Annotated in this window: 21 protein-coding genes; 9 read left to right on the top strand and 12 right to left on the bottom strand. The window is 54.4% G+C overall.

Going from position 1 to position 21,592, the window contains the following annotated elements; translation table 11 throughout:
* The 11 genes from hypB to V5T82_RS12215 all read right to left on the bottom strand — a co-directional run bounded on the left by hypB (position 1) and on the right by V5T82_RS12215 (position 10,597).
* Complete coding sequence (hypB, locus tag V5T82_RS12165; RefSeq protein ID WP_332895914.1) at positions 1–939, bottom strand: hydrogenase nickel incorporation protein HypB; 939 nt, start codon at positions 937–939, stop codon at positions 1–3.
* A gap of 217 nt (positions 940–1,156) precedes the next feature.
* The gene (locus V5T82_RS12170) at positions 1,157–2,590 is read right to left on the bottom strand and encodes a nickel-dependent hydrogenase large subunit (protein WP_332895915.1); all 1,434 of its coding nucleotides are present in this window, start codon (positions 2,588–2,590) and stop codon (positions 1,157–1,159) included.
* Positions 2,587–3,588: an NADH-quinone oxidoreductase subunit B family protein gene (locus V5T82_RS12175; protein ID WP_332895916.1), complete on the bottom strand. Its 1,002-nt coding sequence runs from the start codon at positions 3,586–3,588 to the stop codon at positions 2,587–2,589. Before V5T82_RS12175 ends, V5T82_RS12170 begins: the two co-directional genes overlap by 4 nt.
* Before the next feature lies 1 nt (position 3,589).
* Positions 3,590–3,931, bottom strand: a complete 342-nt coding sequence (gene hypA, locus V5T82_RS12180) for a hydrogenase maturation nickel metallochaperone HypA (RefSeq protein ID WP_332895917.1) — start codon at positions 3,929–3,931, stop codon at positions 3,590–3,592.
* Positions 3,932–4,009: 78 nt separating this feature from the next.
* Positions 4,010–4,651, bottom strand: coding sequence for a [NiFe]-hydrogenase assembly chaperone HybE (gene hybE, locus V5T82_RS12185; RefSeq protein ID WP_332895918.1), 642 nt, complete (start codon positions 4,649–4,651; stop codon positions 4,010–4,012).
* A 12-nt stretch (positions 4,652–4,663) separates the two neighbouring features.
* Positions 4,664–4,951: a HypC/HybG/HupF family hydrogenase formation chaperone gene (locus tag V5T82_RS12190; protein WP_332895919.1), complete on the bottom strand. Its 288-nt coding sequence runs from the start codon at positions 4,949–4,951 to the stop codon at positions 4,664–4,666.
* 66 nt (positions 4,952–5,017) lie between these two features.
* Positions 5,018–5,599 (bottom strand): HyaD/HybD family hydrogenase maturation endopeptidase, encoded by a 582-nt coding sequence (locus V5T82_RS12195; RefSeq protein WP_332895920.1) that lies wholly within the window; start codon positions 5,597–5,599, stop codon positions 5,018–5,020.
* A gap of 1 nt (position 5,600) precedes the next feature.
* Positions 5,601–7,304, bottom strand: a complete 1,704-nt coding sequence (locus V5T82_RS12200; RefSeq protein WP_332895921.1) for a nickel-dependent hydrogenase large subunit — start codon at positions 7,302–7,304, stop codon at positions 5,601–5,603.
* 24 nt (positions 7,305–7,328) lie between these two features.
* On the bottom strand, positions 7,329–8,468 hold the full coding sequence (gene hybB / locus V5T82_RS12205; protein WP_332895922.1) for a Ni/Fe-hydrogenase cytochrome b subunit: 1,140 nt from the start codon (positions 8,466–8,468) through the stop codon (positions 7,329–7,331).
* Positions 8,465–9,445 carry a hydrogenase 2 operon protein HybA gene (hybA, locus tag V5T82_RS12210; protein WP_332895923.1) on the bottom strand — a complete coding sequence of 327 codons (981 nt, stop codon included), beginning with the start codon at positions 9,443–9,445 and terminating at the stop codon, positions 8,465–8,467. Before hybA ends, hybB begins: the two co-directional genes overlap by 4 nt.
* Positions 9,446–9,457: 12 nt before the next feature.
* Complete coding sequence (locus tag V5T82_RS12215; RefSeq protein WP_332895924.1) at positions 9,458–10,597, bottom strand: hydrogenase small subunit; 1,140 nt, start codon at positions 10,595–10,597, stop codon at positions 9,458–9,460.
* A gap of 322 nt (positions 10,598–10,919) precedes the next feature.
* Between V5T82_RS12215 and V5T82_RS12220 the strand changes: the two genes are divergently transcribed.
* The 8 genes from V5T82_RS12220 to V5T82_RS12255 are packed head-to-tail and all read left to right on the top strand — an operon-like array spanning position 10,920 to position 18,263.
* Positions 10,920–11,387, top strand: coding sequence for an NUDIX domain-containing protein (locus tag V5T82_RS12220; RefSeq protein WP_332895925.1), 468 nt, complete (start codon positions 10,920–10,922; stop codon positions 11,385–11,387).
* Between the two features lie 6 nt (positions 11,388–11,393).
* On the top strand, positions 11,394–13,019 hold the full coding sequence (locus tag V5T82_RS12225) for a phosphotransferase (RefSeq protein ID WP_332895926.1): 1,626 nt from the start codon (positions 11,394–11,396) through the stop codon (positions 13,017–13,019).
* On the top strand, positions 13,016–13,900 hold the full coding sequence (locus V5T82_RS12230; RefSeq protein WP_332895927.1) for a GAK system ATP-grasp enzyme: 885 nt from the start codon (positions 13,016–13,018) through the stop codon (positions 13,898–13,900). The genes V5T82_RS12225 and V5T82_RS12230 overlap by 4 nt, the downstream gene beginning before the upstream one ends.
* Positions 13,897–14,973, top strand: a complete 1,077-nt coding sequence (locus V5T82_RS12235; protein ID WP_332895928.1) for an HprK-related kinase B — start codon at positions 13,897–13,899, stop codon at positions 14,971–14,973. Before V5T82_RS12230 ends, V5T82_RS12235 begins: the two co-directional genes overlap by 4 nt.
* Before the next feature lie 5 nt (positions 14,974–14,978).
* Positions 14,979–15,950, top strand: a complete 972-nt coding sequence (locus V5T82_RS12240) for an NUDIX domain-containing protein (protein WP_332895929.1) — start codon at positions 14,979–14,981, stop codon at positions 15,948–15,950.
* On the top strand, positions 15,947–16,630 hold the full coding sequence (locus V5T82_RS12245; protein WP_332895930.1) for a histidine phosphatase family protein: 684 nt from the start codon (positions 15,947–15,949) through the stop codon (positions 16,628–16,630). Before V5T82_RS12240 ends, V5T82_RS12245 begins: the two co-directional genes overlap by 4 nt.
* Positions 16,631–16,632: 2 nt before the next feature.
* A complete protein-coding gene (locus tag V5T82_RS12250) occupies positions 16,633–18,003 on the top strand; it encodes a metallophosphoesterase family protein (RefSeq protein WP_332895931.1) in 1,371 nt (456 codons plus the stop codon).
* Positions 18,000–18,263: an amphi-Trp domain-containing protein gene (locus V5T82_RS12255; RefSeq protein WP_332895932.1), complete on the top strand. Its 264-nt coding sequence runs from the start codon at positions 18,000–18,002 to the stop codon at positions 18,261–18,263. Before V5T82_RS12250 ends, V5T82_RS12255 begins: the two co-directional genes overlap by 4 nt.
* Here the strand turns inward: V5T82_RS12255 and V5T82_RS12260 are convergent, their stop codons facing one another.
* Positions 18,264–18,824, bottom strand: coding sequence for an invasion associated locus B family protein (locus V5T82_RS12260; protein ID WP_332895933.1), 561 nt, complete (start codon positions 18,822–18,824; stop codon positions 18,264–18,266).
* A gap of 336 nt (positions 18,825–19,160) precedes the next feature.
* Here V5T82_RS12260 and V5T82_RS12265 point away from each other — a divergent pair, with 336 nt between their 5' ends.
* Positions 19,161–21,521 (top strand): hypothetical protein, encoded by a 2,361-nt coding sequence (locus tag V5T82_RS12265; protein ID WP_332895934.1) that lies wholly within the window; start codon positions 19,161–19,163, stop codon positions 21,519–21,521.
* Positions 21,522–21,592 lie beyond the last annotated feature (71 nt).

Genomic DNA, 21,592 nt, shown 5'->3' on the forward strand with positions numbered 1-21,592 from the left:
TTAAGCGGTTTTGGCTGTTTTGTTTTGGACCAGCGTTATTTGTCGCTGTTCGATCCAGTCGTACCAGTCCTGAAGACCGTCGCCCGTGAGCGCCGACAGCTGGATGACTTCGATATCGGGATTGATGCGCCGTGCATATTCAATGCAGTTGTCCACATCGAACGGCACGTAGGGCAGCAAATCGGACTTGTTCAAAATCATCAAATCGGATGCATGGAACATGTCGGGGTATTTGAGCGGCTTGTCTTCACCCTCGGTCACCGACAAGATCACAACCTTGGCGGCTTCGCCCAAATCAAAGGCGGCGGGGCAGACCAAGTTGCCGACGTTTTCAATGAACAAAATGCCACCCGCGTCCAGCCCCCCACCTTCGCTGTCATCACGCTCCACCAGCTGTTCCACCGCACGGCCCACCATGTGGGCATCCAAGTGACAGCCCTTACCCGTATTCACCTGAATGGCAGGTACCCCTGCGTCACGAATGCGGTCTGCGTCCAGTGCGGTTTGTTGATCGCCCTCGACCACGGCGACGGAGCGGTCCTTTGCCAAATCAGCTGCCGAACGCGCCAGCAACGTGGTTTTTCCCGAACCCGGTGACGACACCAAGTTAAGCGCCAACAGATCCAACTGGGCAAAACGGTCGCGGTTGTGATGGGCCAAGTGGTCGTTCTTGCCCAGAATATCTTCTTCGATTTGTACAATGCGAGCTTGGCTCATGCCCGGAACGTGCGCGCCGCCAATGCCTTTGCCGTAATGCAGATCGCCTTCACCGTCCACATGCTCGTGCACATGGTCGTGGTCGTGATGATGATGGTGATCGTGGCTGTGATTATGATCATGATCATGGTGATGATGGTGGTCATGCTGGTGATCGTGGGTGTGGCCTTTTTCGCCTTCCACTTTCACATTGTCTTCACCGCAGCCGCAAACCGTGCACATGGGCATCTCCCTTTTTTTTGATTGGCTCAGAAATAGCAGAAACCGTGCCACAGAGGCCTTCTTGCATGCCAAAACGCTAAAGCGCTTTCCATTTCAGAAGCCTAGCTTCCACCTGCCCAAGAGTTAGCAAACAAAAAGCACTAAAAACCGACAAGTTAGTTGGCAGTCATAGTAACTTACCTTCCAGCCAAGTCGAGTGATAAGTTAGTGTCAGGACCTAGTGAACGGTGCACACCATGCACGGGTCGAAAGACCGCACCACGTGCTGGACTTGGACCGGAGATTTTTCGCTCTCATCCACTGCGGTGCCCGCCAAAGCGTGTTCCAAGGGACCGGGAATGCCCTGGCCGTCGCGCGGTGAGAAGTTCCACGTGGTGGGCGCAATAATTTGATAGTGCTGGATTTCGCCGCGCTTGACGCGCATCCAATGGCCGAGCGAGCCCCGCGCGGCCTCCACCAGACCGGCCCCCTCGCCATTGATGTCGTGAACATCTACGTCATCCACGCAGACAGGAGCGCTGGCTTCCATGTCACCGATCCAACTTTCCATAGATTGGATCAAGCGTGCACTTTCCACCATGCGGGCCAAAATGCGCACGAAGACGTTGGCCGGACCGGAGCCAATCAACGCGCTGATCAAGGGCTGGCCCGCCACCAATTGCCGCGCCACCGCGCCAACCTCGACGGGTTGGCTGTCCACGCGTGCCGCTTTGCACCACGAATAGGCCCCTTCGCGATCGACAAACGGTTGGGTGTCGCCTTGGGCAGGGTGGGCTTTGTCACCCATGACCCAGGCATGGGCCGGGTCCTCGTCAAAGCTGTCGGGTTTAAGGTCTTGCAACACACCGCCATCCATGACGCCCGAACGCCACAAATTGGCGTCTTGCAAATGGTAGGCGCCAAAGCTCATAAACCGAGCGTAACCTTGGCCTAAGTCCGCCAAGCCTAAGTCATCAACCAATGTCATGAACCGGGCGAGATCGCCGCCTTTCACCCGGTTGAGATCGTCCAGCGTGCTCAAGCCCGCCATCTCTTCAACCGTGCAGCCGAACACGTTGCTTTCCAAAAACACCCGCGTGTCGGCAATCACAGAACGCACACGGATCAAGTCGCTCACATCCGGAGAACGCGTCAATCCCCCCGGTTGAATAGCCAAACTGTGCGGCCACTTGCCCGCCAAAATGCCGGTGATGTGCAACAAACGCGCCCGGGCCTTGAGCCACTGGGCAGCCCCCGTTCCTGCGTTGGCACAAAATCGCTGTTCAATGTCGCCATACCAAGACTTTTCTGCGTACACTTTGCGCGCAAAGTCCGGCATGAAAAACAGATAAAAGTGCGTGAGATGATCCGACAGGTTTTCCGCCGCATGCACCAAGTTGACGCCAAGCTGGCCGTTGGGCTCTGGCGTGATGCCAAACGCTTCGCTCAACGCCTGGGCACTGGCGACGGACTGCGACACCGAACAAATGCCGCAGATGCGCGGCGTGATGGACAAAGCATCCAACGCCGGACGGCCTTGCAGAATTTGTTCAAAGCCGCGAAACATGGACGCATTGACGTGGGCCTCTTTGACCAGCCCGGCGTCGATATCCAAAGTGACTTCCAAGTCGCCCTCAACGCGGTTGAAGGGGCCAATGATGCGTTTTGTCATTCGTCATCCCTTTTACGAGCAGGCGGCACCACCACATGGTCGGAGCGTGCGTTCGATTGCACACGTTTCGGCGTCGCCGATTTCGATAGGGCCGCCAACGCCATGAACCAAGCCTTGGGCATATCCAAGGGCAAGCCCACCGGAATGCCTGCGCGCTTGGCCGTGCGTTGGAATGCCGCGGGAGGATTTTCGAACCCGGCTGATGTGCAACCAATGCACGGGAAACCCGCGTCAGGGCAGCCGCCTTTGGACCCGTTCCAAGAGCGCAAGTTGCAATCTCCCACCGCTTGGGTGGCTTTGCAGCCTAAGTTTTCCATCAAACAGCCCAGGAAAGAAAACTGAGAGGCACTGGCTTTGAATTCGTAATATTCGTTGCGCGAACACCCGTGGTGCGCCAAGTGGTCGGCGAAGAAACGGGGACGCCCGCTGATGTCCAACTGATCTTTGTTCAACCCCACCGTCGCCAACAGGCTCAAAGTTTCCGAAATCCAGTCGGGATGGGGCGCACAACCGGAAATGTTGACCACCGGCAGGCCACCTTTGGAGACAAAATCTCGCCCCAGCAAACCGCCTTCTTCTGCCCCTTCGTACTGCAAACCACACGCATCCGTTGGGTTGGCGCTGGCTGCGGGGATGCCGCCAAATGCCGCACACGTGCCAACGGCCACAACATAACGCGCGTGGCGCGCCAAATCTTCAATCCAGGCTGAATACGGCCGGTCCGTACCCGACATCATTTGGAATTTTCCGGTGCCCCCGGGACCGCGCAACACCGAACCCTCGACACATAAAGCGTCCAGCGTTTGCGTCCCGTTCACGACCGACTGCAAGATGTCGAGAGCTTCTTCGCCACTTTCTTCACTGATGGCCGGATGCCACAAGACGTTCACATCAAAGGCTTTCAGAGCGGCCATCAAGCCACGGTCTTCGGCGGTCAAGGCCGACATGGTGCAGCCCCCGCAACTCCCTGCTTGCAGCCAGATGATGTTGAAGCTCACGCTATTCGACCTCCAACTCTTTGACCCGCATGTCTTCGCCTTCGGTGACGATCAAACGATGCCCGCCACATTTGGGGCAGCCTGCGACACGATCGGCGATTTCGACCTGTTCGACACAGTCGTCACACCACGCTTGGCCAGGCGGGCGCAGGATTTCCAGCTTCGCCCCTTCGGCCAAGGTGCCCTTGGTCACGGCTTCAAAACAAAACGAGATGGCTTCAGGGTCCACGTGGGACAGTTGGCCGATTTCCAGCCACACACACAGAACCTTTTTGAAGTTTTGCGTTTTGGCATTGTCTTCTAAAATTTGCACCATACCCTCGGCCAGGGACATTTCATGCATGCGAAAACCTCACGTTAAAGTGCCTACCTTCACTTATAGCGCTCATGATGCGTTTTGGAAAATGAACAAATCGCGCGTTTAAGCGTTTGCGTTGGGTCCTGCACTGTTGCGCACGCCACCGCTCAAGAAACTGCGGCGGCTCAATTCTTTGGGACCGGATTGTTCTTTGGCAAGGGTTGCGGCACCGTCAACGGGTGCGTCCGCGCACTTGGAAGACGCACACTTGGCCGCGACCAACTCTTCTTCCTTGATGGCGTCCATATCTTCACCAGACAGGAACTTTTTGAAGCGTTTTTCATCCAGGCTGTTTTCTGGGTCCGGATTTTCCACCATCAAAACTTCCATAAACGCCGTGGCGCTCGCCTGTGCGTGGGGGTGGTGTTCGAACTCGTGCATGGGGGAATAGATGGCATAGCCGTAATAGGGCCCCACGCCTTCGATTTCGTTGGCAAGACATTCATATTCGCGCGCCGGGAACGGGAATTCTTTTTTGGTGCCGACTTTGTCGTTCGACCAGTCTTCGTCGGCGCGCGGGAACACCAAAAGCGTCATCAGCCACGGTGTGGTAATGACGCCAACGATGCGACCGTCATGTTCGGTAAAGCCAATGGCTTCAACCTCTAACACCGGATTTTCGATGGGCAGGCCTTTGAGGCTGTTGTCATAGATCGCCTGAAAGGCTTTTTGAACGTCTGCAGACAGTTGTTCCGGCGTTGTCATAGCTGAACCCTCTTAGGTGTTTTTGTTGGCTTGGTCGCCCAGGCCGGGGAAGTATTGGTCGATGTCGACGTTGTCATTGCCGCTCATGATCTCGCTGAGACCTTCCAGCGCCAAGTTCATGTCTTTGGCCTGTTGTTCCGTCAGAACCTCGCGGGCGGAGCCCAAAAAGTTCAAGACCCACGTGCCAACGGGCTGCTCGCCGATCAACATCATGTTGACCTCGACCACGCCGTTACGGCCTTCTGCGCGCGAGACGAACTCGCCGCTTTCCACGATTTTAACGGGTGCACCGATGCACATATTTCACAAAACCTTAAAGCCCTAAGAGGCCGTTAGGGTCTTCGATTTACGAAGACCCGTCAAGCCTCAAGCTTGAGCGTCCATATTGGCTTCATATTCGGCCTGACCGGCCCAGTAACACGGCAACGCTTCTGCGCGCTCGGTCACGTCAATGCCAATGTCTCTCAACTCTTTGACCAGTTGAACCACCATGTCATCCAAGCCGGCTTGAGCTTCGGGGCTCAGTCCCAACTTGTTTTCCAAGTGGTGCGGAACCATGCCGACGATGGTGATGTGCTCGGGACTTTGGCCTTGCAACGCCAACAGCGCCAACAAGTCCGACAGCCCCAACTGGTGATTGGACAGTTTGGTTTTAAAGAACTGCGGCACCTGTTCATCGGCGATGCGCACGATGGTCCCGGCCGCAGCGCCTGTGTTGATGGCGTCAGCAACAATCAGGTGCTTCACGCCGCGCATGGGCTCCAACAATTCGGTGCCCGTGGTGCCGCCGTCCATCAAATCCACCACACGATCGTCGGTGGATTTGATGTCATAGCGGCTTTCCAGCTCTTCGACGGCTCTCACCCCGATGCCTTCATCCTGCATCAGCACGTTACCCATGCCAATGACCAGGACGTCGGCGTCGACGTATGCGCTAAAGCCAGCCATCTTAAAGCGCCTTCACTTTCACGATTTCGTTCTCTTCGGTGTCGACCATGTGGATCGCACACGCGATGCACGGATCGAACGAGTGAACGGTACGCAGAACTTCCAGCGGGTTTTCCGGATCGGCCACGGGGTTGTCCATCAATGACATCTCGTAAGGACCCGGTTGACCGTCGCTGTCGCGCGGCCCGGCGTTCCATGTGGAGGGCACCACCGCCTGGTAGTTCTTGATCTTGGCGTCTTCGATAACGACCCAGTGCGAAAGCGTGCCGCGGGGTGCCTCGTGGAAACCAAAGCCTTCGATTTCGCCTTTCGGGAAGACCGGAGCGTTGAAGGTATCCGTGTCACCCGAAGCAACGTTTTCGACCAACTTGGTCCACTGATCGTTCAAGACGTCCAACATCACCGCGCAACGGATGGCGCGCGCCGCGTGGCGACCGATGGTGGAGTTCATGGCTGACAGCGGAACTTCGGGGATCTTGGCAACCGCCTTGATGGTGCCGACCGCTTCGTTCAAGTACTTGGTGTAGCGCGGCTCGCCTGCGGCAACGTTGGTGAGAACGTTGGCCAAGGGGCCCACCTCTGCACGTTTGCCGTAGAACGTCGGTGCTTTAACCCACGAGTATTTACCTTCGTCTTGGAAGTCGGTGTACTGCGGGTTGGTTTCACCTTTGAACGGATGAAGCGGCTGATCGCCTTCGTACCAAGAGTGCTTGGAACTTTCGGCCACACCGTCACGGAAGTACGGATCGTTGAAGTTCTCGATCTTGCGGAAGGTCGAGAAGTCGCCGTTTTCAATGAAGCCACCCATGGTGTCGAACACGGTGCCCTTGGTGTCTTGCGGACAATCGGGGACGGACAGGTAGTTGGTGACGCCGCCACCGACCGTCGTCCAATCCAGATAGAACGCACCAATGGCCGGAACGTCGGACATGTAGACGGACTTCACAAAGTGTTCCAGCTTGTCGATGAAACCTTTGATCAGCATCAAGCGTTCGATGTTCAACACAGACGGTGCGTCGTGGCTGATGGAGTTGGAAATACCACCCACCGCGACGTTTTGAATGTGCGGGCTTTTGCCGCCCAAGATGGCCACGATCTTGTTGCAATGGTTTTGGATGTCCAAAGCCTGCAGATAGTGAGCAACCGCCATCAGGTTCACTTCTGGCGGAAGCTTCATGGCCGGGTGTCCCCAAAAACCACTGGCAAACGGGCCCAGTTGGCCGGTCTTCACAAACGCGGCCAAGCGTTCTTTGACTGCGGTCATTTCATGCACGCCATTGCCGGACCAGTCCGACAGGCTTTCGGCGAGCTTCGCGGTTGCAGCCGGATCGGCGTCCAGTGCGGACACAACGTCCACCCAGTCCACAGCGGACAGGTGATAGAAGTGCACGATGTGATCTTGGATCGCGTGTGCGGTCTGGATGATGTTACGCACCAACTGGGCGTTCACCGGGATTTCCATTTGCAACGCATTTTCAACGGCACGCACAGATGTAATGGCGTGCACCGTGGTGCACACACCACAGAAGCGTTGAGTGTAGGTCCAGGCTTCGCGCGGGTCGCGGCCCACCAGGATCTTTTCAATGCCACGCCACATTTGGCCGGACGACCAGGCTTTGGTCACTTTTCCCTCATCAACTTCCACATCGATACGAAGGTGGCCTTCAATCCGGGTAATGGGGTCAACGGTAATACGAGTAGTCACGATTTCTCTCCTTAACCGAACTTCTTAGGCTTGTTCGCTGCGATGCAGGACAGGCAAGGTTTTGACAATGATCAGGTAGATCATGATTTCAAATGCAATAACGCCAAGGGTCACCATAATTTCAGGACCGGACGGGAAGTAGCTGAAGCCGGCCCCCGGGTCGTAAGTGAACAAAAAGGCGTTGAAACGATAGAGCGATCCGGCAAACAACATGGCTGTTGCCGCAATCACCAATTTTGCCGGGCTTTGATTGTGCGCCGGAGACATGATGATAACCGCTGGAAGGATGAACAGAGCCATCTCAATGATGAACAAGATGCTGGACATATCGCCCGCAAAGATCAGGCCAAGCTTGCCCTGAGAGCCCAAGATGACCAAACGGATCACCACGAACGCCGCCATCAAACCGACAGCCACTTTGCCCAAGACCGACAACAAAGGCGTTTCATCCGAACCGCCGAAGCTGACGCGTGCCAATGAGGCTTCGTAGATGACAATGGAATAGCCCATGATCATCGCCGTGATCACCGCCAACAAGGGTTGGAAGTGAACCACTTGCCAGAGCGGATCGACTTTGTAGCCCATGATAATGAGCATGGAGCCAAGCGAGCTTTGGTGCATGGTCGGCAACAACAACCCGAGCGCGATGAAGAAGAACAAGACTTTGTCCAAAACCTTCAACAAGCCCTTCGCGCCGATGCGCTCCAAGAACGCAGGCGAAAATTCGATGATCAACACGATGATGTAGAGCGAAACACACAGGCCCACTTCCAACATCACGGAGTTGAAGTTCCAGTTCCACGGCAACAAGATGTTATAGAACTGCCACCAGCGGCCCATGTCGAAGATGGCGCCAAAGCCGCCTAAGGCATAACCCGCCAAGCTCGCCAACAAGGCCGGACGCACCAACGGGTGGTACTTGCCTTTGTTGAAGACGTAGACCGTGAACGCCAAAGCATAACCGCCACAGGCGAGGCCCGTGCCGATGATGACGTCATAGACAACCCAGATGCCCCAGGGATAACCGCTGTTGATGTTGGCAACAGCCCCCATGCCATCGGTGAAGCGTTCCACCATGAAATACAAGCTGATGATGAACACCGTGAAGAAGAACAGGAAGGCCGGCGTGAGGATGCGACCCCCTAAAGGTTTAAACGCACTCATTGCTCGCCTCCTTCATCGCTATCAGCGTTGCGTTTCACGACGAAGCTAAGCCCCGCCAAAGCAACCGCCGGAAGCGCCAAGTAGCTGTATAAGGTATGCTGAACACCTTCGGAAACGGACGCGTAAGACCGTTCTTCCAAAGGCGGCATGCCAAGTTTGTCAAACGAGACAGCGGAAATGTGCATGACATTGGTGCCGCCAGCTTCCTTTTCGCCCCAGACATGGTCTTTGTAGTCCGGAACGGCTTTTTCGTGGTAGCTGTCGGGCTTGCTGAGATCGCCCATCGGGTAGTTGTAGGTTTCGCCCGGTTTTAGCGCCGTGCGTTTCTTGGCTTCCGCTAATAAGGCATCGCGCGTCCCGAACAAGGTCGCACCCGTAGGACAGACTTCAGCACAGCCGGTCATCTGACCATTGTCAATGCGCTCCACACCTTTTTGGTTACACATCTGGCATTTGTTGATCTGACCAAACGTTTCATCATATTCAAACTGCGGAACGTTGTATGGGCATGCCGTCATACAGGTCCGACAGCCAATGCAGGCGTCCGGATTGTACGTCACGATGCCGGTACGGTTTTGACGTTCCAGCGCGGTGACGGGACACGCCGAAACGCAGCCCGGATCGACACAGTGCATACAGCTGCGCTTTTCGAACGCGAAGCCGTTTTTCTCTGCGTCTTTATATTTACCGTTGCCGTCTTTGTAGATCTTGATGACGTTCAACGTATCACCGCTGAGATCGGACGCGGAATCGTAGTAATCCGCACCATCGCGGTAGGTCGGCTCCATGCCGTTGACTTCTTTACACTTGTACACACAAGCCTTGCAGCCCACACACAGTGTGGAGTCATACAGCATCCCGACGGCTTCTTCGGCGGGCTCCAAATTGGGGCGCGCCTCGGCCTCACTCACGACCCCTGCCGTGCCGCACAAAGCGGCGGCACCGAGGCCACTTTTTAGGAAATCTCTCCGTTTCATGAGATCACTCCCTCAACTGTCTTGGTTTTCGGTGTCGCCACCCATTTTTTTGGCGGCCATCAACGAAGCGCCAACCGCGGCGCCTGCAGCAGCGCCACCCAAGGCAGCAGCAGTCGGCGAAATGCCGGTCGCATCTTCACGGGCATCGATTTCCGGGAAGGCGTTCGGCGGCGTGTGGGTTTTGACGTCAGCCAACGAGAACAGCGGCTTGTTGAAGCCCACGCCTTCTTCGGAACACCCAAAGCACGGATGCCCAACACCAATGGGCCAAACACCACCACCGACGTTGTTGAATTCCAAGCTCGGGCAGTTGTTGTAGGTTTCCGGACCTTTGCAGCCCAGCTTGTACAAGCAATAGCCCAATTTGTGGCCTTCGTCGCCGAACTCCGTCGCAAAGCGCCCTGCATCGAAGTGCGGACGGCGATAGCAGTTTTCGTGGATCAAGCGGCCATAAGCCCACTTCGGACGATTTTGCGCATCCAACGGCGGCAATTTGCCGAACGTGACGAAGTACAAAACGGTGCCCAAGAAGTTCGCCGGGTTCGGCGGGCAACCGGGAATGTTGACGACCGGCTTACCGGGTAGCACAGCTTGCGTGCCTTTGGCTTCGGTGGGGTTGGGCGAAGCGGATTGAACACCGCCCCAGCTGGCGCAAGACCCGAACGCGACGATGGCGGCGGCGTGCTCGGCAGCTTCTTGGGTCAGGTGCAACATGGTTTCACCGGCAATCTTGCAATAGATACCGTCTTCAGCCACCGGAATGGCACCTTCGACCACCAGAAGATATTTGCCTTTGTTTTCTTCCATGGACTTTTTCTTGATTTCTTCGACCTTGTGCCCCGCACCCGCATCTAGGGTTTGGTGGTAGTCCAGTGAAATCATGTCCAAGATGAGGTGTTCCAAGGACGGCTGTTCAGAGCGCAGCAAAGTCTCCGACGGACCCGTGCATTCTTGACCGTGTAACCAAATCACCGGCGGACGACGCTTCGGCTCGGCAATCGCTTGGGCCATTGCCATTGCACCTTTGGTCGAAAGCCCCAATGAAGCTGCAACACCTGTACAGAAAGTCAAAAAAGTGCGGCGCGATACGCCAAGGCGTTTTTCCACCAAGGAAAAATCAATTCCGCCTGTGTCGAGTTCTTTTTCAGTCATTGAGAGCCCTCCGTCTCCAGCCATCGTGTTATTGACCGCAATTCCCTCAAGCTCCCCAGTGGTCGCGCACGAAATCTACGGCGTTGTGTGTTAAACAACCCGAAAAGCACTTTCCATGCCAATGCAGAGGTGATTCAAAAATCCTTATCATTCTTAAGGTTATATGACGCTTGTTTGAATCTTTTGATTTTGCGCATTCGGACAAAACTGGAAATAAATTTTCCAGTATGGTTAAGCACTAACCACTTTCATTTCCCCACGAAGTTCACACAATCGTGTTAAACTGCGGCAATTCGGGGCCGTGTCGGAAAGGGGCGAAAAGATGGATGACCTTCTACCCGGAATTCGGGTCAGTGTGCGCGCTTTTATCCGCCGCAAAGACCAGGTTCTGGTTCAAAAGAAGCGCAATGAGGATGGATCGCATCACTATTGTCTGCCTGGCGGGGCTCTCGATCCAGGGGAAACCTTGGCCGAGGGGCTAAAACGCGAATGCGCGGAAGAAATCGGCAGTAAGATCAAAATCGTCGATCTGCTTTACGCCGCCGACTATTTCAAAGAAAAAGACACCAAGCCGCCCAACCGCCGCCAGCAGGTAGAATTGATTTTCAACTGTACTGTGCGCAAAAACTACAAAGCCAAAAACGGCCCCAAACCCGACAGGCGACAAGTCGGCGTCGAATGGATGAATATTTCAGATCTATGTCACAAATGTTTCACCCCCCAAGGCTTGTCCAAGGTTCTGACCCAAAGTATACCCAAAAGCCCCACCTACATCGGATTGATTGATTGATATTCCATGCGTATTCCCAAGCCCGTTCGGGACAATTTGTACTTTTTGCTGGCCGAAACCAGTTCACAAATTGCCAACTTGCAAGTGCTGCTGGAAACGGCGTCCGCATCCGTGGCGCAGCGCATTATGGATCGGCGGGGCTATACCTATAATTTAAAGATGCGCATCCACGACGGCTGCATCGAAACCTTGCGCGCCAACAAAAAGGGCACCGTGAACATCTATTCCTTGCGCGCGGCGGAAGCCTTGGCCACGGACTTGGAGCGCCTCACCGACATCTGCCACGACTGCGTCGGGTTTATGAGCAACTTGAAACGCAAAGAGACCCTCAAAAAACGACCCTTCGCCAAATTGCTGAACGATATCTTGCAAGGTCTCGACATGGTTGAAACGGCCTTGGACGAAGACGACACGCGCGTGGCACTGAAAATCGGCAAGATCGAACGCAAGTTGGATCGGGAATATGACAAGCTGTTTCGCCAACACCTCAAAGACGTGCGCAAAAGCAAAGTGCCGGGCGATGTGATGACCTCGCTGATCATCGCTCAACGCATCGAAGAAATGGGCGATGTGTTGCTGGATGTGAGCGAATCCATCATCTCCGCCAAGCTTGGCAAGCCCATGCACATCGACCGCTTCCGCTCACTGGAAACGGCGTTGTCGGATTTAGGGCTTATTGACGCAGATGTGGAAACCATTGCCGAAACCAAATCCGGCAGTGGCATTTCCGGCATTTCGCCTGCCAACAGCGACGAACCCGGCTACGTCGCCATTTTCAAAGATGGACAAAAAGACAAGCTGATCGAAGAGCGCGACAGCGTGGAAAGCTGGCACGACATCTACCCCGGCCTCGCCCCGCAAATTCTGTCCTATAAAAAGAAGGGCAAAAACGCGGCCCTGTTGATCGAACACCTGCCGGGCCTCACCTTCGAACACATCTTGTTGCAAGAAGACGACGAGCACTTGGCACGTGCGCTCAAACGATTAACCAAAACACTCAAAGCGGTGTGGGGTGAAACCAAAAAGAAGAAGGCTGTTCCGGCACTGCACATGCGACAATTGAAAAAACGCTTAAAGAGTGTGCAAGACATTCACCCGGACTTTGCCCGTCCGCCCAAATCCGTATGTGGGACCAAGGTCGCATCCCTTGAAGACTTGCTGGCGCGTGCAGAAACTTTGGAACAAAAGTTCGCCCCCCCCTTTTCCGTTTATATCCACGGCGATTTCAACTTGGACAACATCATCTTCGACAGTGACGGTAAGAAGATCCATTTTGTTGACCTGCATCGCAGCTGTTACATGGATTATGTGCAAGACGTTGCAGTCTTTATGGTGTCGAACTATCGTTTGCAGGTGTTGGACAAAACCACCCGCCGCAGGATACACGACGTTGTTGTCGACTTTCACGCGTTCGCTCACGAGTTCGCCCAAAAGAACGGCGACAAAACGTTTGAGCTGCGCTTGGCCCTGGGCTTGGCGCGTTCGTTCATCACCTCGACCCGCTTTATCTTGGATCAGACCTTGGCGCGCAATATGTATCTGCGCGGACTTTATATCTTAGAGCGCCTCAACAGTGTCTCGGCAAAAAATGCAAAGTCGTTCAAGCTTCCCATTGAGGAGTTGTTTTCATGAGCCAACCGCGCATCGCCACAATCGGTATCCCCGGGAAATGGTCGACAGAAGTTTTGGCCGACGCATTGGAAGCCAAAACCGGATTTCGCCTTGTTCTGGATATGGCACACATTTCCGCTGATCTTGCCACCAACACACTGTGGGCGGGCGACCAAAACTTGTGTGAGCTGGACGGCATCGCTGTCAAAAAGATCAGCCAGGTCTACAGCCCCAACACCTTGGACCGCATCGAACTGTTGCGCATTGCAGAAGGGCGCGGCGTGCGAGTCTTTTCCCCGGCTGAAACCATCGTGCGCATGATTGACCGTTTGGCGTGCACGGTCACGCTGCGCAACGGTGATATTCCCATGCCCGACACGGTCGCCACCGAAAGTGTCGACGCCGCCATGAAAGCTGTCGACGACTTCGGGGCTGCCGTGTTTAAACCGCTCTATTCCACCAAGGCCCGCGGCATGTGCGTGATTGAATCCAGCGATGACAACATCCAAGAAGCCATCGAGGCCTTTCGCGCTCAAAACCCGATGATGTACATCCAGAAAAAACTGGACCTGCCGGGGCGTGACTTTGGCATGGTCTTTTGCGGCGGCAAATATTTGGGCACCTACGCCCGCGTGGCGCAAAACGATGCGTGGAACACCACGATCAACGCGGGCGGCAAGTACGCGCTGCACGAACCGCCCCAAAGCACCATCGAACTGGCAGCCAAGGCCCAATCGCTGTTTGGCATGGACTTCACCACCGTAGACGTCGCCGATACACCTGACGGCCCCATCGTCTTTGAAGTGTCCGCTTTTGGGGGATTCAAAGGCGCCCAAGAGGGCATCGGCATCGACGCCGCCGACATTTATGCCGACTATATGATTGAACAGGTGAGCACATGAGTAACATTGCTAAACAGCTGAGCCAGGGTTTGGAACTCGCCGAAGGCCAAGTGGTGTTGGGGCTGAGTGAGTATCGCATCGGCTTGCGCTCCAATTCACATGAGCTGCTGGAAAAGCTCGGCGTCTATTTTGCCCATACCCTGGATGCAGGTGAGCCCGACATAGAAGTCATTGCTTACGAAACCGCGCCCCAAGACTTAGGCCTCGACTTTATCGACTGGAAGCGCGAGCCCGGCAAGACCGGGCGCAAAGACGCCTATGTGGATGTGGAAGACGGGCGCCTCGTGCAAAAGGTGCGCACAGGCATGGTGTTTTTACAAAGCGAAACCCATCGCATCGCCGCAGGTCCGTGTCTCGCCAACGACAACCAAGTCATCAATTTCATCAATGCCCAATACATGAACTGGCTGCAAAACAATGGCGAGCTGATTTGTCATGCGTCGGGCTTGGTGGTGGACGCTCGCTGTCTGGGCATCGCCGGTTTTTCCGGAGGGGGAAAGTCTACCTTGATGTTGAAGGTGCTAGACGACGACAACGTTCACTACCTCACAAACGATCGGCTATTTATCGCCAAGGACAACACCCACGTGCGCGCCACGGGCATCCCGAAACTTCCGCGCATCAACCCCGGAACCATCGTGCACAATGAAAAACTCAAAAGCATCTTGAGCCCAGAGCAGCAAGAGCACTTCCTGTCTATGCCGAACGAAGAACTTTGGCACATCGAAGACAAGTACGATGTTGATGTGGAAGACGTCTACGGTGAAGGCAAGATCGCACCGACAGCTAAACTCAAAGCGTTTCTTGTGCTCAATTGGACGCGCGATGGCGAAACGCCGTGTACCTTCACGCAGGTCGATTTGGCGAAACGTCCAGAACTGTTGGAACGCGCCATCATGAAATCACCTGGACCGTTCTACCAGTTTGCCGACGGTTCCTTTTTGCAAGACGACATGCCTTTGGACCCGGCACCCTATCTGGACATGCTAAAAGACATTCCCATTTTCGAAGTCAGCGGCACCATAGATTTCGACGCTGCCACGCAATTTTGTCTTGAGCAAATGAAAGGTTGAACGCCATGACCCGCGAAGTCCTTTTGTTGCGACACGCCAAGGCCCACAAGCATACGGATGCTGGTGACAAACAGCGCGAGCTCAAAGACAAGGGTAAACGCAATGCCCAGCGCATCGGTGTGTGGTTGGCAAAAAATGACAAGGTGCCCGATTGCATCATCAGCTCACCTGCCATTCGCGCCAAACGCACGGCGGAAAAAGCATGCAAGACGGCTGGATTGAACGCAGACATCATTCTGTTTGACAAACGGCTCTATAACGCCGAGCTCAAGGACGTAATGTCCATTTTAAAAGATGCACCGAAGTCAGCACGGCGCGTCATGCTGGTCGGCCACAACCCATCCCTAGAACAAACGTTAGTGCATTTGAGCCAAACGCCACCGCCCAGGAATGAGAAAGACGGTTTTTTGACCAAGGGCACATTGGCCATTTTAGAAACCGACGAAACCTGGAAAAAAATCCAAAAGCACACCTTCAAATTTGTCGATGTCATCGAACCGAGCACGTTGCCCAGACTGTTTCCCTTCCCCGACATCAACGGAACCGAAGAGCGCGCGCGCCCGGCGTACTATTACACCCAGTCTTCGGTCGTGCCGTTCCGCCGCACTGACGACGGGTTGGAAGTGCTCATCATTTCGTCAAGCAAGAACAAACATTGGGTCATCCCCAAGGGCATTCACGATCCGGGCCTGACAGCCGAACAATCAGCGGCTAAGGAAGCCCGTGAAGAGGCGGGCGTGGAAGGCCATGTGCTGCCTACCCAGATCGGCTCTTACACGTACCCGAAATGGGATGCGGAATGCACCGTCGCGGTTTACCCCATGGACGTCACCCACGTGATCTCTGAAAAAGACTGGGAAGAACGCCACCGTGGACGCAAGTGGGTCTCGGTCGAAGAGGCTTCCCGCATGGTCAAAAATGACGACGTCAAACGCATCGTCGCAGACTTGTCAAAAGCTTTGGGGGGTACGCCATGACCAAACGATATGCCGTATTTTTGCGTCATGGGGACTACCACCAACGCGAAGGGGCGCCCAGTGCCCATCAGCCGTTCGGACTGACCAAAGCAGGCCGAATGCAGGCCCGGGCCTCGACGTTATTGTTAGCCACCATGGCCAGCTCAAACGGCTGGCGCATCCATCCTGTTATTCACAGCTCAAACCTCTTGCGCGGCTGGCAAACCGCCGACATCATCCGCCAAGAATTGGGTGGTATCGAAAGGGTCGACAGCTTTGACGATTTGGCCGAACGCGGACTGGGTTCTGCGGCGAACTTGACCGTAGATGAAATCAACGCGGTGATTGCTGCCGACCCCCGCTTTGACACACCGCCAACCAAGTGGAAAAGCGACAGCCACTACCGCTTGCCTTTACAAGGGGCAGAATCTTTGATGGACGCAGGCGAGCGGGTCGCCGCCCATGTGCGCAAGGCCTTGTCACAAATCAGCCAAGACAACACCATGATGATCTTCGTCGGCCACGGTGCCGCGTTCCGTCACGCAGCCCACGTATTGGGCGCCATGCGTTTTGAGGACATCGCCAAACATTCCATGTTCCACGCCACGCCCGTGGCCTTGCTCGATTGTGCTGACGCCCCTTGGCAACTGTCCGCTGGGGAATGGAAAGTCCGCGCGCCTCAAGAAGAGGCTATGGATTAGCCATGAAAACCGAAAAACGCCCCCCTCCCGTTTTGGATTACCACGGTGCTTCGCGCTTGAATGTGCGCCTCCCCCGCGAAGGGCGCGACTGGACCCATGGCGGACCGAAATCCATTGCCAAAGATGGCGACAACTTGAATATCTTGGTGCAAACGCTGTCCCAAGTGAACGAGCAAAAACTCTGGTCTTGGCCGAAACGCCAGCACTTTTTCTTTTCCGATTTACACGGCGATCCAGATGCATTCGTCGCATCCTTGGTTGCGTCGGGCGGTGTAAAAAAGACCGGTAAAAAACACAACGACTTCTCCCTCACCCAATCCGGGCGCAAAGCCACTTTTGTCATTGGCGGGGATTGTTTCGACAAGGGGCCAAGCTCTCTTGAACTGCTGCGCACCATCAAAGGATTGATTGACACAGGTGCGCGGGTGCGCCTGTTGGCGGGCAATCACGATGTCCGTGTGAAGCTGGGCCTTTCGACCGTGGGACAGAAACGAGACGACCATAACGAACACTTTTTCATCCGCACGGGACAAAAAATCATCCCGCTTATCAAAGAAGTGTGGGGTGTGTATCTCAAAGACGGCAAGGGCCTGAAAGGCGTTCCCCACAAAAAGGAATGTCGCCGCCGTCTATATCCATCCGTCGATTGGTTTGATCATTTCCCAGACATCGCCCAAGATTCAGTGCGCCCGGCCCAAATCAAACGCGAGCTGGGCCGCATCCACAAAAAACAAGACCGCTTTGAAGCACAATGCAAAGAGGTGGGGCTCAACCTGCGCCATGTTTATGCTGCGGCAATGAAATGGCAGGACCTGTTTTTACAGCCCGATGGAGAATTTGCATGGTTCTACAAAAAACTGCGCCTCAGCTATCGCGCAGGATCGTTCTTATTCGTACATGCCGGGCTGGATAATGTCATCGCCAAACGTTTGCGCAATGAAGGCGTTAAAGTCTTAAACCAAGAATTCCGCGAAGCTCTGTACGGCAAGCCTTTCGATTTCTATTACGGCTCTCTTTGCAACACCATTCGCACCAAGTACCGCAATGTCGATCAACCTTTTTCCCAAAAAGGCGCACGCCATGTGCGCCAAGCCGGCATCAGCGCCGTTGTGCACGGCCATCGCAATTTACATTACGGCCAACGCTTGGCGGGGTGCAAAAACCTGCTGAGTTTCGAATGTGACGCCAGCGTTGACCGTCAAACCCGTTCCAAGGAACGGGTTCGCGGTCGCGGGGCTGCTGTGACGATTATCGAACCCCAAGGGCGTGTGCTCGGGGTCTCGAGCGACTATCCATATGTCAAAGTCTTCGAGCCTGAAGCCACGCTGAAGGCGCTGAAAAAAGACAAGTCTAAACTGAGGCGGAAATCATGAAGCATAACGGACGCTTTCGACACGAATCCCTGCAAGACAACAAAACCATTCAAGACTTGCTCCAAGCCATCACCAAAGGTGTCGGTTCCGGCAAAGTGACGCTGGAAGATGACAAAGGCAAGCTGGTGATGGAGCCCGCAGGTATGCTGCGGTTAAAAATCAATGCGGCTGTTGAGGACGGTCAAAACAAATTAGACGTGCGCATCACATGGCAAAGTGACGACGTATCGACCTCTAAGAAAGCACCTTCGGTAAAATAACTATTTGTCTGCAGACGCCATCACGCGAGACGCTTCGGCCTTCAATTCATCAAAACCGGCCAGCGGATAGGTGAGCTTTTTCTTTCCCCGCACGGGTGATTTAAACTCGACATAAATTTCTTTGCCGCTTTTCATCTGTTTGACCAAAACGTCTGCAATGTCAGGCGGCGCAACAATGGAGTTCCCTTTTTGAGGGGACGGCATATTGATCGGCGGATGATCGTCGATGCCGACTGTGATGTGACTTTCCAGAGCATAACCGTAATACGACGCCACCACAAAACCGACTTGGCCGCGATCGAACGCGGGACCGAACTGGACGAAATCCAATCCCTTTTGCGTTTTGTTGAAAAAGTGCTTCACCATAATCCGGCAATACGGGTCCGGGCTGGACTTGTCGACAAAACACTGCGCCTGCCAAGCCCCAATGGTCTTGTGCAGAACTTCACCTTTTGTGTTGGGGGCAGCTGTAGATTCTTCGCTGGCGGAGACAGGATTGGAAATGCTGCTGAACACCCCCAACGTAGCAACCAGGACCAAAGACAAAACCCATTTCGACATCGTTTCGCCCTTTCCATTAGCTTTTTCTCTCTACAAGCTTTTCTGAAAAAAAGGCTGTTGGCAACCGTTAAAAAATCGCGCGCTCAGAACGTTCTTTAGAATTATTCTTATACTTGGAACATTCGTTGAAGAGCGGTTTTGGAAGTTCAAAGAAAGGATCAAATTCGCAGTAATTTAGTTGGGTATTTGCGACTCGTGATTACTCATTAGGACATTGTTTTTAAAGCACTAAAATAATGTGCACCTCGCCGCTACAAGTGGCATGCCCCTTGCGTTTCAACAAACTGTATTTTTCGAAAAGTACATAGCCACAATCACCCTTTGGGAGGGGCTAACATGAAAAAGCTGTTAAGTCTGATTGTCTTGGCCGGAGCGCTCGCAGTTTGGGGCACGACGGATGCAGAGGCCCAATCTGGCTGCTTGTCATGCCACGACGGCATTGAGCGGTTCAGTGAAGGCGACATGCAAAAAGACATCGAAAAATTCGGCGCCACGTTTAGTGACCCGGACGGTTGTACCGTCTGTCACGGTGGTGATCCGAAAGAAACCAAGGACAAAGCAAAAGCACACTCCGGTGCTGCAGCTGCTTTGACCAAAAAAGGCGGTCCTGACGCGTTTTACCCCGATCCGGGTGCGCTGTGGATTTCCGATAAAGCCTGTGGTCAATGCCACACGGGCTATAAGGAACGCCTGGAAAAAGCTTTGATGAATACCGAAGCCGGTAAGATTCAAGGCAACCTTTGGTCCTGGGGTCTGCAAAAAGACCGCAAGGTTATCTACGGTAACTACGACGTTATTGATGAAGACGGTATCGTTCCCGCTGTGGGCACCGACGCGTACAAAAAGTACATGACGGCGTTCGCCAAAGAGCATCCCGATCAAATGCCGAAGAAACTGAAGCAAATGCCGTCGGCTGATATCGATGACATTTCCAAGCACCCGAATACCGCTGGTTACACCTATTCGCGACACGATTGCCAACGTTGCCACGTTGGTATCCGCGGTCGCGAACGTCGTGGTGACTATCGTGGTTCCGGTTGTTCGTCCTGCCACGTCCCGTATTCCAACGAGGGCTTCTACGAGGGCAACGACAAAACCATCGATAAAGAGCAGCGCGGTCACATGCTGACCCACCAAATGCAAGCCACCCGCAAAACCAAAGTTAAAGTGGGCGACAAGCATTATTCTGGTATCCCGGCTGAAACCTGTGTGTCTTGCCACAACCGTGGTAAACGCGCCGGTGTTTCTTACCAAGGCCTGATGGAGTTCCCATACGGCTCGCCCTACAACTCCAACGGCGACGGCAAGAAACAAGACAAGCTTCACACCAAGAAGTACGTCTTTATCAAGGCTGACCTGCACCATGAAATCGAATCCATCGACGGTAACCCGAAGGGCGGCATGCTCTGTCAGGATTGCCACACGTCGATCGATATGCACGGTGACGGCAACATCTTTGGCACCACCTTGGCGCAAGTCGAAGTGGAATGCGAAGATTGCCACGGCACGGTCAAAAAAGCGCCTTGGGAAATGCCGTTGGGTCGCGGTGAAGACTTCGACAAGCCTTTGGGCGACAAAGGTCGTGGTCTGACCAAAGAACTGCCGGATTACATGAAGGAAGCCACGGTTTACGAACCACAAGACGGCTACCTGATTTCTGCACGCGGTAACCCGTTGGGGAACGTCGTGAAGAAAGGTGACGAAGTCATCATGCATTCGGCCAGCGGTTTGGACTTCAAGGTTCCGGTCTTGAACACCATCGACAACACCGACAGTTACAAATCGACCATGGCGAAAGTTGCTATGGGCGAAATTGAGAAGCACCAAGAAACGATGGAATGCTACGCATGCCACGCTGACTGGGCTCCGCAATGTTATGGCTGTCACGTGACCGTCGATTACTCCAAAGGCAAAGACGGCAAGCCGAAGATGGGCACCGACTGGGTGATGAACGCTCAGGTTGGTAAGTCCGCAGAAAACGGCTTGGACGGCGCATGGGCGCTTGGCACCAGCGGCAAGAAGTCGCCGGGCAAAGTGTCCGAGACCCGCTCGTACCTGCGTTGGGAAACTCCAACGTTGGGTATCAACGGTGAAGGCCGCGTCAGCCCGATGATGCCGGGTTGCCAAGTGATCACCTCGGTGATCGACAAGGACGGTAAATTGGTGGCAGAAAACGTCATCAACATGACGCCGGAAGGCAAAGGCCTTGACCACTCAGCAGTTCAACCGCACACCGCAGGCCGTCAGGCTCGCCCGTGCGAAAGCTGCCACGATAATCCAAAAGCGTTGGGTTATGGTATCGAAGGCGGGCGCTTTATGCTCGGCTACGAAAAAGGCTATACCGTCGACTTGGCTGATGGCCAAGGCAACATCATTCCAGGAAAAGCGAAACAGCAAATTGCAGCTATTCCGCAACTGGATCATGATTTGTCTGCAATCATCGATGAAGACGGCAACCAACTCGTGTCGGTTGGTTCTCACTGGGATCTCACCGGTCCGCTTCCCCAAGAAGTGCGTGACTCGGTCGAGAAAGCCGGTGTTTGCCAAAGCTGTCACGAAGAGCGTTTCAATCCTGAATTCTGGGCGAAGGTTTCCGACCCCGGCGTGATGGATATGTACGATCACCAAGAAATGATCAAAAAAGCGCTCGAGGCCTATGCCGAAAAACGCGAAGCTATGAAAAAGATGAAGAAGTAATCTTGAATTAGCTTACCCATATAAGGTGGAGCCAGCCCTCGGGCTGGCTCCGTCCTTTCCTCCCCCTAAGA

Origin of the sequence: Magnetovibrio sp. PR-2 (assembly GCF_036689815.1) — a bacterium.
GTDB lineage: Bacteria > Pseudomonadota > Alphaproteobacteria > Rhodospirillales > Magnetovibrionaceae > Magnetovibrio.